The following is a 13104-nucleotide window of genomic DNA, read 5'->3' as shown; positions in this document are numbered from 1 at the left end:
ATTTGCAACTGGCCGCGACCGCAGTCAGGCCCGCCCGACTGCCGTGCCGGGGGAATCGAAAACGGGAAGAATAACAATGAACAACGCTTTCAATACCATTGGACTGATTGGCAAATACGCCGACCCGGCGGTCAACGCCGCCATTCTCGAACTGGGCCGGATACTGGAACAGCGCCAGTGCGAGATCCTGATTGAAGAGAGCACCGCCCGGGATTTACATCAATGCGATTATCCGCGGATCAGCCTGGCCGAACTGGGACAACGCTGCGATCTGGCCATGACCATCGGCGGTGACGGGACCCTCCTCAACGCCGCCCGTTCCCTGGTGGGATACAACGTGCCCTTGCTGGGCATCAACCTGGGGCGACTCGGTTTTCTGGTGGACGTCTCGCCCGATGAGATGGATACCCGGATCAACGAAATCCTCGATGGCAAATTCGAGGAAGAGCACCGCATCATGCTGACCACGGTGATCCACCACCACGAAGGGCCGCCCAGCCAGAGCGACGCCTTTAACGACGTGGCCCTGCACAAGTGGGAGGTGGCGCGCATGGTCGAGACCGAAACCTACATCAATGGCCGGTTGCTCAACAGCATGCGCTCCGACGGGCTAATCATCTCCACGCCCACCGGTTCCACCGCCTATGCCCTGTCGGCCGGCGGTCCGATTCTGGAGCCGGACATGGACGCCATGATCATCGTCCCGATCTGTCCGCACACCATGAGCTACCGGCCCATCGTGGTCGACGGCGACAGCGAGATCGAGGTGGTGGTCAAAGAAGATCCCCACTCCCACGCTCAGGTCACCTGCGACGGCCAGATCAACCTGGGTGTCGTCTCGGGCGAGCGGATTCTGATCCGCAAAAAGGAGACCGTGGTCCGCCTGATCCATCCCCGCCAGCATAATCATTATGAGATACTGCGCCGCAAGCTGCACTGGGGCGAACATTTCTAAGCTGTGCCGGTAATGATGGTAAAAAGGATGAGCAAAACCCCATGCTGACGCATATCCATATCTGGAACTTCGCCATCGTCGAAAAACTCGACCTGGCCATGGACAACGGTCTGACGGTATTCACCGGCGAGACCGGTGCCGGCAAGTCGATCCTGCTCGACGCCCTTGGCCTGGCACTGGGGGATCGGGCGGACAGCGCGGTGATTCGCCACGGCGCCGACAAGGCCGAGATCAGCGTCACCTTCAGCACCGTCGATGCCCCCGACGCCGAAGCCTGGCTGGCCGAACGGGAACTGGCCAGCGAAAACGAGTGCATCATTCGCCGTACCATCAGCAATAACGGTCCTTCCAGAGCGTTTATCAACGGCAAGCCCAGTCCGATCCAGAGCCTGCGTGAGCTGGGGGAGATGCTGGTGGATCTGCACGGCCAGCACGAACACCAGTCGCTGCTCAAACGCGATATCCAGCGCCAGTTACTGGACGACTACGCCGCTCATCAGGGACTGTTGCAACAGCTGCGCGAGGTCTATCAACGCTGGCAGCAACACAAGAGCGAGCTGGACAATCTGCTCAAGGCCAGCGACGAACGTGACAGCCGGCTGGAGCTGCTGCGTTTTCAGGTCAATGAACTGGAAGCTCTGGCGCTGGGCGAGCAGGAGCCGGCACAACTGGAACAGGAACACAAGCGTCTGGCCAATGCCAGCCGTCTGCTGGAGACCAGCGAACGGGTCAGCCAGTTGCTACAGGACAATGACGAAACCAATGCCAGTCAACTGCTCAGTCAGTGCAGCAGCGAACTGCAACAACTGGCCGACACCGATTCACAACTCAAGGCGATCGCCGAGCTGCTCGACAGCGCGCTGATCCAGGTACGCGAGGCCGGCAGCGAACTGCGCCACTACCTCGATGCGCTGGAACTGGATCCCGGACGTCTGGGTTGGGTCGAACAACGCCTGGCCGACATGCATGCGCTGGCACGCAAACATCACGTGGCCGTCGAGGAATTGCCCGGGGTACTGCCCCAGCTGCAACAACAGCTCGAATCCCTGGAACAGGCCGACGTACAGCTGGGTCAGTTGCAACAGGCACTGACGGAAGCCGAGGCTGACTACCGCCAACTGGCACAGCAGCTAAGCGATGGCCGCCAACAGGCCGCCGGCCGACTGGCCGAACAGGTCAGCCAGAGCCTGCAGACCCTGGGCATGGAAGGCGGCCGTTTCGATGTGCAGCTGGAACCCCGCGAGGACGGCTTCTCACCCAACGGCCTGGAACGGGTGGAGTTTGTGGTCAGCGCCAACCCCGGTCAGCCGCTACGCCCGCTGAGCCGGGTCGCTTCCGGCGGTGAGCTGTCGCGCATCAGCCTGGCGATTCAGGTCATTACCGCGCAGGACACCCGTATTCCGACCCTGATCTTCGACGAGGTGGATGTCGGCATCGGCGGCCGCGTCGCGGAGATCGTCGGTCTGCAACTGCGCGAACTGGCCAGCCATCGCCAGGTGATCTGTGTCACCCACCTGCCGCAGGTCGCCGCGCTGGGCCAGCACCACTTCCAGGTCAGCAAACGGGCCGCCTCCGACGTCACCATCAGCGAAATCGTCGAACTGACCCCCGAACAGCGCGTCGACGAAGTGGCGCGCATGCTCGGCGGCATCGAAATCACCGACCAGACCCTCTCCCACGCCCGCGAAATGATCGATCGCGCCCAGGCGGGTTAAACCACTTTTTCAAAATTTACCGGGAATAACGCGGAGGACGCAGAGTCGCGGAGGCGCGGAGACATATAATTTTTAATGTTGAATTTTAAATTTTGAATTGCGGAGAAGCATTTAATTCAGAATTCAACATTAAGAATTCAAAATTGCTTTGCGACCTCCGCGTCTCCGCGCCTCTGCGAACTCCGCGTTAAAAATCGAATCCCGAAAAGGTTACTTGTCTTTTTTCTGACAGTCGGGGCAGATGCCGTATATATATAAAGAATGGTCGGTCATGGTGTAGCCGAGTTTGTCGGCGATGGCGTGCTGGCGCTCTTCGATGATCTCGTCCATGAACTCATCAACGCGGCCGCATTTGACGCACAGGAAGTGGTCGTGATGGGTGCCTTCGTTGAGCTCGAACACTGACTGGCCGCCTTCGAAGTGGTGACGGGTCACCAGGCCGGCGGTCTCGAACTGGGTCAGGACGCGATAGACCGTTGCCAGGCCGATTTCATCCCCACTTTCCAGCAGGGCTTTGTAAACCTCTTCGGCCGTCATGTGCCGCACTTCGCTGGCTTCAAGGAAATTCAATATCTTGAGTCGCGGCAGGGTGGCCTTGAGTCCGGCTTTTTTCAGATCCTGGCTTTCCATATCACTCTCGCTACAACCTGTCTGGCGCATGATGTATCATGCAAGCCAAGTATAACCGTATCCGGGATAAAAATGCGAAGCCTTCTCATTATGATTTTGCCGGCTCTGCTCCTCGCGGGAGCTGGCGGCTGCTCGATCTACAAAATCGACATCCAGCAGGGCAACACCCTGGAAGCCGAACAGGTCGAGCAACTCAACACCGGGATGACCCGCGAACAGGTCGCCTATCTGCTCGGGACGCCGCTGATTCAGGATCCGTTCCATGCCAATCGCTGGGACTATGTCTACAGCTTCAAGCCCGGTGGCAGCAAGCCGAAGAGCCAGCACCTGACACTTCACTTCGAGAACGGCAGCCTGGCCAGAATCGACCGCGACCAGTTCCAGGATTATAAAAAGCTCTACACGCCGACCAACCGGGGGCTGCCCGATACCGCCAGCCAGAGTACCGGGGTCGGCAACACTGGTCCTGCACCACCACGCCCCCCCCCAGGCGGCGATCTGCCGATGCCCTGAGGGGCCCACAGGGCGTCCGCAGCGGAGCCGCTTACTCGGCCCCTTGCTCCGTTTCGCCCGGCGCGTCTTTTTTGGCCGCGCGACGTCGGCGGGACTCCTTGGGATCGGCAATCAGCGGCCGGTAGATCTCGACCCGATCCCGCTCCTGCAGTTCGGTATCGCCGCGAGTGATCTTGCCGAAAATGCCCAGCTTGTTTTGCGCCAGATCGATTTCAGGAAACTGCTCGAGAATCCCTGACAGCTCAATCGCCTGCTGGACGGTCGTCCCCGGCGCCACTTCCAGGGGGATGATCTCCTGTACATCCGGCCTGGCATAGGCCACCTCGACCTGCAATTTCTTGCCCTGCTCAGCCATACACCACTTTCGCCCGCTCGATAAACGAGTCCACCAGGGTGCCCGCTATTTTGTTGAACAGGGGACCGAAGGTCATCCCCATTAACCTGCTGGAAAATTCAAATTCCATCTCCAGCGACACCTTGCAACCGGCGTCACCCAATGGCTCAAAACGCCAGACGCCCCGGAGACTTTTGAATGGCCCTTTCACCAGGCTCATTGCAATCTGATCATGGGGCCGCAGTTCATTGCGGGTGGTAAACGATTTGTGCAGACCGCTATGGGCAATCTCCAGACTCGCTTCCACCTGTGCCTCGGTACGGTGGTGCTCCTCGGCATGATGACACCAGGGCAGAAATTCCGGATAGGCGGTAATGTCATCGACCAGAGCGTACATCTGATCCGGGCTGTAAGGCACCAGCGCGCTTTTGTTAATAGTCTGCATGAGACTTTGATTTATCTCCGGTTTGGTGTCGGGACTTAAATAACGCCGATCAAGTTCAGGAAGACCAGCAGGATCGCCGCCGGCGTCACAAATTTGACCAGAACGCGCCACAGATTGTAGCGCACCCCGTCGCCCAGTCCGAGCTCATCCCGACTGGCCTCCCGGCTCATGAACCAGGCGGCGAAGATAGCGATAAACAGCCCGCCCAGCGGCAGCATGATATTGGTGGTCAGAATGTCCAGAATATCAAAAACCCCGTTCTGCTTGAGCTGGCCGGCAAACTCGAATTCGAAGGCCCAGTCACTGAAGGAGAAGACGCTGACCACACCCAGCAACCAGGTGAGGATCCCGGCGTACAGCGTTGCCGTGACCCGGCGCCAATGGAACGTTTCCACCAGCCAGGTGACCACCGGTTCCAGCAACGAGATGCTCGAGGTCCAGGCGGCAAAACTCAACAGCACGAAAAACAGCGTGCCGAACAAGACACCTGCGGGCATGTGACCAAAGGCCAGGGGCAGACTGATGAAAATCAGCCCCGGCCCGGCGCCCGGCTCCATGTGGTTGGCGAAAATAATCGGGAAAATCGCCACCCCGGCCAGCAACGCGACGCCGGTGTCGGCAATGGCAATCATGAAGGTCGTGCGGGCAATCGACGCCGAACGCGACAAATAGGATCCGTAGACCATAATCGCCCCCATCCCCAGACTCAGGGTGAAAAAGGCCTGGCCCATGGCGGTCAGCACCCCGCCCCAGCTCAGGGCGGAAAAATTAGGCCGGAACATGAAGTTCAAACCGCGCATAAATGCCTCGCCCTGACTCATGGCGTAACCCACCATCACCAGCAGCAGCAAAAACAGCGCCGGCATCAGAAACTTCACGGCCGACTCCAGCCCGCTTTTCACCCCGCGGGCAACGATAATCAGGGTCATCGCCATAAACAGCGTGTGCCAGAACAACAGGGTTTCCGGATGGGATAAAAAACGCTCCAGAAACAGACTTTCCACCCCGTCGGCCGTGGCGCCGGTAAAGGCTCCGCTGGCCGAGCGAAACACGTAGGCCAGCGACCAGCCGGCCACCACGCTGTAATAGGAGAGAATCAGGAACCCGGCCAGCACCCCCAGCCAGCCCAGCCATTTCCAGTTGGGATTGTGCCCCGACTCCACGGCCAGATCGTACATGGTGTTGATCGGGCTCTGGCGGCCGCGCCGACCCAGCATGATCTCGGCCATCATTACCGGAATCCCGATCAGCGCAATGCAGGCCAGATAAACCAGCACAAAGGCCCCGCCGCCGTTCTCCCCGGTGATATAGGGAAACTTCCAGATATTACCCAGCCCAACGGCCGAACCGGTTGCCGCCAGGATAAACGCCCAGCGCGACGACCACTCGCCATGCATTGATGTCCGTGCCATGAGTTACGCCCCGTTATTGTCGTTGTTGTGTCCGGATTTTCGGTGAATTCGTCCCCCGGCTCAACCTTGACGCCAGCTTTTGTGTCCGCGCGGCTATCTGCCCCGCTCCCCCTCCGCTATAATGCGCGGCCATGGCCAAACAGCAGAAAAAATCCGCCCGCCCCGGCAGCACCATTGCGCTGAACAAGAAGTCCCGCCACGACTTCACCCTGGAGGATCGCTTCGAGGCCGGGCTGGAATTGCAGGGCTGGGAAGTCAAAAGCCTGCGCGAGGGCCGGATTCAGCTGCGCGACAGCTACGTGATTCTCAAGGGCGGCGAGGCCTGGCTGCTCGGCGCCGTGATCAGCGCCCTGCCGACCGTCTCCACCCATATCCAGCCCGAACCGCAACGCACCCGCAAATTGCTGCTCCATCGCGAGGAGCTGAACAAGCTCATCGGCGCCGTCGAACGCAAGGGCTACTCACTAATCCCGACCGCCATGTACTGGAAAAAAGGCCGCGCCAAACTCGAAATCGCCCTCGCCAAGGGCAAACAGGCTCACGACAAACGCGCCGCCATCAAGGAACGCGACTGGCAGCGGGACAAACAGCGCATTATCAAGAACAGGGCCTAGGGACGAGGTACGAGTGACGAGGAAAACACACCTTCCTTCCCGGTCCGGCCCTCGGCCCTCGTACCTCGTCCCTTGTTAATGCCCGCAGACCCCCTATATATACCCGGAACTATCCGCTAGAATAACTGTCAGATAAATAGTACCAAGGGGGCGACCTGGATTCGACGTGGGTTGCGAAACCGGAGGTGCATGCCGAGGATGCAGGTTTCCTCGTAAATCCATCTGCAAAAATATAGTTGCCAACGACGACAACTACGCACTCGCCGCTTAAAACCCGGTAGGGTGCCCTCTGACTGAAGCCGTGCCTGTGCGTTCAGATTCTAGGGGTCATATCTCACAGGATCGCGTCAAAGCTCGTCCGGGGCAGCGACGTTAAAACCTAACCGGAATCGCCGTCAGTTGGCCCTGCCCGTCGGGTTGCTGCCGGTTAAAACAATAGACGTGGATAAGCATGTAGAGCCAATGGCAGAGGACTTGCGGACGCGGGTTCGATTCCCGCCGCCTCCACCAAATAAAAAAGGGTTGCCAACAGGCAGCCCTTTTTTATTTGTGGCGGCGGTGTAGATGAGAGCCCGCGCTTCGCGGGTTGCCGAAGCGCAGGCACCTCCACCAACAAAGGAAAAGCGGGATCAAGGTTCTGGCCGACGATTCGCCAGCTCCCAATCCAGCAGCTCCTGAAATTCCACGGCAGGGACGGGTCGACTGAAATAATGGCCCTGGGCAATCTTGCAGTCTTGCTCCCTTAACAGTCGGCAATGGGCCTCTTCTTCCACGCCCTCGGCAATAACAGTAAGCTGAGGATTTTCCGCCATGGCCAAAATCGCCTTGACGATTGCCGCATCATCGGCATCGTTGACAATATCGCGGATAAAGCTTCTGTCAATTTTAATCTTGTTAACAGGAAGACGCTTGAGATAGCCAAGCGATGAATATCCGGTACCAAAATCATCAATCGTAATCGAGGCACCATATTCCTGCAGTTCAGTCAGAATACGGATACTCTGTTCCGCGTCATCCATAAGCACGGATTCGGTAATCTCCAGCTCCAGATCCGCTACTGATAACTGATAAAATTCACAGCTGTTGAGCACATAACTCACCAGGTCACCACGCTGTAACTGAATGCCCGATACATTGATCGCAATTTGCGGAACAATATACCCTTGATCACGCCAGAGGCGTAATTGTCGGCAGGCCTCGGTGATCACCCATTCCCCGATCGAGACAATCAAACCGGTCTCTTCGGCAATGGGAATGAAATTTTCAGGGGGAATCTTTCCCAGCTCGGGATGTCGCCAGCGCAGTAACGCCTCGGCCGAAAGAATTCGCCCGTCTTCAATCCGATTCTGCGGCTGATAATAGAGCTCCAGTTGTTCCTTTTTGATGGCATCGCGCAGATTGGTTTCCAGTGTCAACCTTTCATGTGCCCTGAGCGAAAGATCCATGGTGAAAAACTGAAACCCGTTACGCCCCTGGTCCTTGGCACGGTACATGGCCGCATCGGCGTTTTTAAGCAGGGTTTCGACATCCGTGCCATCGGCGGGGCTGATACAAATCCCCATGCTCAGAGTCAGATGCAACTGATTATCACTGACGGTAAATGGCTCAACAAAAGCCCTGTTAAGTTTCTCGGCAAAATAGGCTACATGGTCTTCGGACTCGATATCCTCCAACAATACAATAAACTCATCGCCGCCCAATCGCGCAACAGTATCGACCTTGCGCACATTGTTTAGCAGGCGCAATCCGGCATCAACCAGCAATTGGTCACCAAATGCATGACCAAGCGTGTCGTTAATGTTCTTGAATCGATCCAGATCGATAAAAATGATCGCCAGGCGATTATTCTCACGTCGGGACTTCTCCAGTGCCTGGGTGAGCCGATCCGTGAACAATACCCGATTGGGCAGCGTGGTCAGCGGATCATGGTATGCCAGAAAATCGAGTTTCTCCTGCGATTGTTTAATGGCACTGATGTCGGAAAAAATCGAGACATAGTTGATAACTTCCCCCGCCTCGTTACAGATGGTATTAATCGTCTGCCAGGCGGGGAATATCTCCCCATTCTTACGCCGATCCCAGATTTCCCCCCACCATACACCTGCTTTTTCGAGACTGTTCCAAAGCTCGGCATAAAACTCCCTGTTGTGAACCCCGGAGCTGAATATCCGGGGATCACGGCCCAATAATTCCTCTTTGTGATAACCTGTGATATGGGTAAGGGCGTCATTGGTTTCAACAATATGGTTATCCTTGTCCGTGATCACGACGCCTTCACTGGTGCTCTCGAACACCACCGCGGAGAGCCTCTGCCGGTTGTATTCCTCATGCCGGCGGGTGACGTTGAAAAACATAAAAATGATTTTACTGGCATGCCCCGCCTGATCGGCGATGGGTGTGACCGTTACATCGTAATAGTCAGCCTCGATAACAAATTCAGTATGGGTTTCACGCCGCCCCTGTTCGACCAGCTTTTTCAGCTCGTGCTGATTGGTTTTGTAGGGGCAGTTTTTGATCCAGTTAAAGAAAATATCGCCAATGACCTGGTACTCATCACCCAGCAGCAGCTTCTTCGCCCGTTCGTTGTACATCTCGACCCGCATGCTGTCATCGGTGACGATAATGGCGGCACCCACGGTATTCAGGACTTCACTGATCTCCGCATAAGCAATACGTAACGCTTCGGCATTCGCCTGCTGATGCTCCAGCATGGTCTGAAAGGCGTCCGCCACCCTACCGAGCGGATCCTGACTGATCAGGGCGTCATCATCGAGTTCGGCGGGATTCGGGGAGGTCGCACCCACCAATGGCAGGAGCCGCTGCAGTCTGTCACGCAAGTAGTCGATGGCATTCATCGATCAGTACTCCAATCGCCACGTTGCGGCTTTATTATCGGCAACCCGACGCGACGGCCCAGAACTGGCTGAGGGTATATGAGCTTAAATATTACCATTCACACAACCAGACTAGCTTAAAGCCCACATGGACTCAAAGGGATTATAATCGACCCGCCAGAAGACTCCCGATCGATAGCGTTCAAATACCTGATGATTCAGCTCGGATAAAACACGACATAAACATCCGTGCCGCTTATACGGCCAAACCGCAAGCGACTTCAAGCAGCTTCGGGGTTGAATGGGGAAACAATCGCTTCAATCATTGACACAGGAGCCGGTATCCCAGCGAAAGTATCGGGCGTGGGCCTTTTTGTGCAAATAGACGCCAAGCAGGATCCCCACCATGGTCATCACCGCGGGAATCTTGCCGGCACCCAGCTGGACAAAGACCATGCTCGGACAGGCCCCGCAGACCGCCCAGCCGAAGCCGAACAACATGCTGCCGGGAATGGTGCCGGGTTGAAAAAATTTTTCCTGTTTGGGGATTCGCCGGGCCAGCAGGATAAACGCCAACATTGACAGCGCAACGGCACCGGCAAAGGCATACAGCATACGCAAGTCATCCAGCACGAACATCTGGTGTAACTCGTCATAGTCTCCGAAGCCGATACGACCGACCACGTAGCCCATCAAACCGCCAATCAGCCCGTAAGACAGATACATTTTCAGTCGGGATTGCTTCATGGGATCGCCGCCTCCATCAATAACGACAGGCCGATGGCACTGAGCATAAAGACCACGGTGGATAACAGACTGGCGGGAATCAGACGCGAGCAGCCGCTCAAGCCGTGACCGGAGGTACAGCCACCGGCCATCTGGGTGCCAAACCCGACCATCATGCCGCCGAACAGCAGCGCCAGCCAGATTTCCAGCGGCCCGCCGAAGATCCGGCTGTGGGTATCACTGAGTTGAAACTCGAGCTCGAACTGACCGCTGGTCAGTGCCGCGATCAAACCGCCGCCGAACATCGCGAGCAAAAAAACCAGATGGGCGGTCCAGGGGGTGTAGCTGGCGGTTGAAGCCGCCGCCGGCGCAGCGTTATCCGGCTCATTCCCGTCCTGCCCGGCGCTTTTCTCGTCCATGGCGGAGGCACCAAACTCGGCCAGCGTTGCCGCCAACAGGGCATTTTCGATCTCGCCGTCGTCGGCCTGCTCCAGCTCGGCGGCGGAACGGCCCAGCTCGCGATCCTCCTTCCAGCCGACCACCTTCGCCCAACTGCCGGAGACGCCCAGCAGTTTACCGATCAGCAGAAAATAGCCGATGCTGACACCCCCCAGCGCCAGTGCACCAATCCACCAGGGCCAATATGCCATGCTCAGGCCTCCCTGGAGCGAAAGGGATTCAGCCGGCGCAAGAAGCCGACGACTTCCTTCATTTCCGGTTCGGCTTCCTCCGAAGCCACCGCCGCGGACGGTGCGTCACCGGGCGGGTGGGTCGCCATGTATTTGTTCAGGATATCGCGGCATTCGGTCAAACCCGATTCCTGGGCCATATCAATGGCGCGTTTCCCCTCCCGGTTTTTGGCGTGGGGATCGCAACCGTATTCCAGCATCAGTTTGACCAGCTCCGGGTTCCCGACCGCCACCGCGGCCATCAGCGGCGTGAAACCCTCTTCGGTCTTGAGCTCATAGGAGGACATGCCGGTCTTGATCAGGGAACGGACGACCCCGACACGCTGTTTCTGAATAGCATTAAACAGGGCCGAGGCACTGATCTGCTCCCTGGAGCGCCGCTCGACTATTTTGCCGTTGGGTAACAGGGTCAACGGTACCGGCTTGCCCTCCAGCGCGAGCTGATAGCGCGCGCACTGATCAAACACACCCTCGCAATAGTGTTGTTTCCATAACTTCAGCGACGCATCGGCGGCAAACTGGGCATATAGCTGACAGTTGCTGCTATGTGAACATGCCATGGTTCATCCCCTCGTAAAGCGGGTAACGGGCTCGACTCCTGAAATTGGCCCGGAATTAACTCTCCTGGGTAAAGTTGTCGGCGCCAAAAACATGATCTTTAGCACACTTTCTGAGGGAGATTAGTCCAGAGTGCGCGATTCAGGCAACCCCATGGGACGGATTTTGGAAGATTTATGCGATCGATACCGGCCTGAACCCGGCATAACCGGCTGTCGCTGGCACGATTGATCGGGGCGTGGGTCTTCTTGGTAAGCTTCGGGCGAGGAGCCGCTCAGCGGCACGTAACGTCCCTGCAGCTCGAAAGGCGGGCCGACACTTGCCAACCCCCAACCCCGGCTTTATAAAACTGTCGCGGTTTTGTCAGGTTGCCGGTAGTAATTCATGAACATGGTCAACCAGTCGTGCAACAGCAGATTTGCCTGACGTTTTTCGTCGGGATACAGCATGCCGGAATTGGGCAATTCGTAACGTGCCAGTAACCGCTCGACCCCCTGATAGCCAATCACCTCGGCCAGCCTGGCATCGTGATAGACGCGCACGCTCATACGCAGATCACTTACCAGCGAAGAGGCCCCTTCAAAGCACTGAGACAATCGCAAAAGCTGGGTATAGGGACCGAACTCAACCACCTGGACATCCATCCTGTGCTGTTCATGCCGGATTTGATAACGACCGACATGCTCCTGAGGGAGTTCGGGGAGCAACTGACGCAAAAACCGGTAGTTCTTTTCATAGAACCACATGGGCTGCCGCCGGCGATGCTGTGCAATGGTATGACTCATCAGAATATTTCCACTGTCTCTCCGGGTCTATTATCGGCCCTGTGAGCCGGAACTTGATTGAGTCAGATTACCATCGGCAATGGCGGATGTGTAGATCGGCGGAAAGAATTTAGCGGAGCAGAATGAGAGCCGGAAAACCGGGGTAAATCACAAGAGAGCTGTCAAGAGATAAAAAAACGGGCCAGCGGAAGAACCGATGGCCCGCCTGAGAGTAGCAATGAAAATCAATCAAACTCCATTACCGACTCCAGCCGTTCCATGTCATTGACGACCTTCCACTGGCCACCGCCTGACGTGACCCGCTCTTCCCACTCGGCCAGTCGGTCCATATATTCCCGCGGGTCTACATTGTCACTGGCCAGCTTTATAACGTTTAACGCAACCACATTAAATCCGTCCAGTTGTAATGGAATATCCCGCACGTAACCTTCTTTTATATCCTCTTTCATATCCGAAAAGATCAATATGGTCTTGTTACCCGGACCGACCTCATTGATATGCTCAACGGCTTGCAGAATGCCACCGGTGATATCCGTATAGGAACTCGGTTTGACGTTTTTAACAAATTGATCGATGGTTTCCCGAAAAATACGTCGCTGGGCATTGGCCTGACTCGGGCGTGTATCGAAAGTTTGCCGATGCACGATATCTTTTTCACTGAAACTGCCCGTATCAATGCGAGCAACCGCAAAGGTATCTCCCGGTTCCAGTTCGCTCAGCACATAATTGATGATTCGCTGCGCTTCTCCCAATTGCTCGGTATAGGTCCCGGAGGTATCCAGTAACATGTAGACACCGTGATCCAGCGCCTTGTTGTGTCTTGAGCAACCACCGACAACGGCCAGTGCAACCACCGTCATCAGAATAAACAGATAATTCTTTTTCATTTGTCCC

General features: G+C 56.7%; 14 protein-coding genes and 1 other RNA gene. 5 read left to right on the top strand and 10 right to left on the bottom strand.

The window, feature by feature from the left end:
• Positions 1-76 precede the first annotated feature (76 nt).
• Positions 77-955: an NAD(+) kinase gene (locus U5J94_RS09230; RefSeq protein ID WP_322565350.1), complete on the top strand. Its 879-nt coding sequence runs from the start codon at positions 77-79 to the stop codon at positions 953-955.
• A gap of 41 nt (positions 956-996) precedes the next feature.
• Positions 997-2670 (top strand): DNA repair protein RecN, encoded by a 1674-nt coding sequence (recN, locus tag U5J94_RS09225; RefSeq protein WP_322565349.1) that lies wholly within the window; start codon positions 997-999, stop codon positions 2668-2670.
• A 210-nt stretch (positions 2671-2880) separates the two neighbouring features.
• Here the strand turns inward: recN and fur are convergent, their stop codons facing one another.
• Positions 2881-3300 carry a ferric iron uptake transcriptional regulator gene (gene fur / locus U5J94_RS09220; RefSeq protein WP_322566482.1) on the bottom strand — a complete coding sequence of 140 codons (420 nt, stop codon included), beginning with the start codon at positions 3298-3300 and terminating at the stop codon, positions 2881-2883.
• A 72-nt stretch (positions 3301-3372) separates the two neighbouring features.
• Here fur and U5J94_RS09215 point away from each other — a divergent pair, with 72 nt between their 5' ends.
• The gene (locus U5J94_RS09215; RefSeq protein ID WP_322565348.1) at positions 3373-3813 is read left to right on the top strand and encodes an outer membrane protein assembly factor BamE; all 441 of its coding nucleotides are present in this window, start codon (positions 3373-3375) and stop codon (positions 3811-3813) included.
• Positions 3814-3844: 31 nt separating this feature from the next.
• On the opposite strand, the gene U5J94_RS09210 is transcribed toward U5J94_RS09215, so the two are convergent.
• The 3 genes from U5J94_RS09210 to U5J94_RS09200 are packed head-to-tail and all read right to left on the bottom strand — an operon-like array spanning position 3845 to position 6004.
• Positions 3845-4168 (bottom strand): RnfH family protein, encoded by a 324-nt coding sequence (locus tag U5J94_RS09210; protein ID WP_322565347.1) that lies wholly within the window; start codon positions 4166-4168, stop codon positions 3845-3847.
• Positions 4161-4592, bottom strand: a complete 432-nt coding sequence (locus U5J94_RS09205) for a type II toxin-antitoxin system RatA family toxin (protein ID WP_322565346.1) — start codon at positions 4590-4592, stop codon at positions 4161-4163. The genes U5J94_RS09210 and U5J94_RS09205 overlap by 8 nt, the downstream gene beginning before the upstream one ends.
• 35 nt (positions 4593-4627) lie before the next feature.
• Positions 4628-6004 (bottom strand): sodium-dependent transporter, encoded by a 1377-nt coding sequence (locus U5J94_RS09200; RefSeq protein ID WP_322565345.1) that lies wholly within the window; start codon positions 6002-6004, stop codon positions 4628-4630.
• A 131-nt stretch (positions 6005-6135) separates the two neighbouring features.
• Here U5J94_RS09200 and smpB point away from each other — a divergent pair, with 131 nt between their 5' ends.
• Positions 6136-6618 carry an SsrA-binding protein SmpB gene (smpB, locus tag U5J94_RS09195; RefSeq protein ID WP_322565344.1) on the top strand — a complete coding sequence of 161 codons (483 nt, stop codon included), beginning with the start codon at positions 6136-6138 and terminating at the stop codon, positions 6616-6618.
• Between the two features lie 146 nt (positions 6619-6764).
• Positions 6765-7128, top strand: a transfer-messenger RNA (tmRNA) gene (gene ssrA, locus U5J94_RS09190).
• 119 nt (positions 7129-7247) lie between these two features.
• Here ssrA and U5J94_RS09185 read toward each other — a convergent pair.
• The 6 genes from U5J94_RS09185 to U5J94_RS09160 form a co-directional block, all read right to left on the bottom strand.
• Complete coding sequence (locus tag U5J94_RS09185; protein WP_322565343.1) at positions 7248-9473, bottom strand: EAL domain-containing protein; 2226 nt, start codon at positions 9471-9473, stop codon at positions 7248-7250.
• Positions 9474-9770: 297 nt separating this feature from the next.
• Entirely contained in the window at positions 9771-10199 is a 429-nt protein-coding gene (locus U5J94_RS09180) for a YeeE/YedE thiosulfate transporter family protein (RefSeq protein WP_322565342.1), read from the bottom strand.
• Positions 10196-10828, bottom strand: a complete 633-nt coding sequence (locus U5J94_RS09175; RefSeq protein ID WP_322565341.1) for a YeeE/YedE family protein — start codon at positions 10826-10828, stop codon at positions 10196-10198. Before U5J94_RS09175 ends, U5J94_RS09180 begins: the two co-directional genes overlap by 4 nt.
• Positions 10829-10830: 2 nt before the next feature.
• Positions 10831-11427, bottom strand: a complete 597-nt coding sequence (locus tag U5J94_RS09170) for an ankyrin repeat domain-containing protein (protein WP_322565340.1) — start codon at positions 11425-11427, stop codon at positions 10831-10833.
• A gap of 339 nt (positions 11428-11766) precedes the next feature.
• A complete protein-coding gene (locus U5J94_RS09165; RefSeq protein ID WP_322565339.1) occupies positions 11767-12210 on the bottom strand; it encodes a DUF1249 domain-containing protein in 444 nt (147 codons plus the stop codon).
• Between the two features lie 224 nt (positions 12211-12434).
• Positions 12435-13097, bottom strand: a complete 663-nt coding sequence (locus U5J94_RS09160) for a hypothetical protein (protein WP_322565338.1) — start codon at positions 13095-13097, stop codon at positions 12435-12437.
• Positions 13098-13104: the final 7 nt, after the last annotated feature.

The sequence above is a fragment of the Thiohalophilus sp. genome (assembly GCF_034522235.1).
Taxonomy (GTDB): Bacteria; Pseudomonadota; Gammaproteobacteria; order UBA6429; family Thiohalophilaceae; genus Thiohalophilus.
This window is presented reverse-complemented; position numbering and strand designations above follow the sequence as displayed.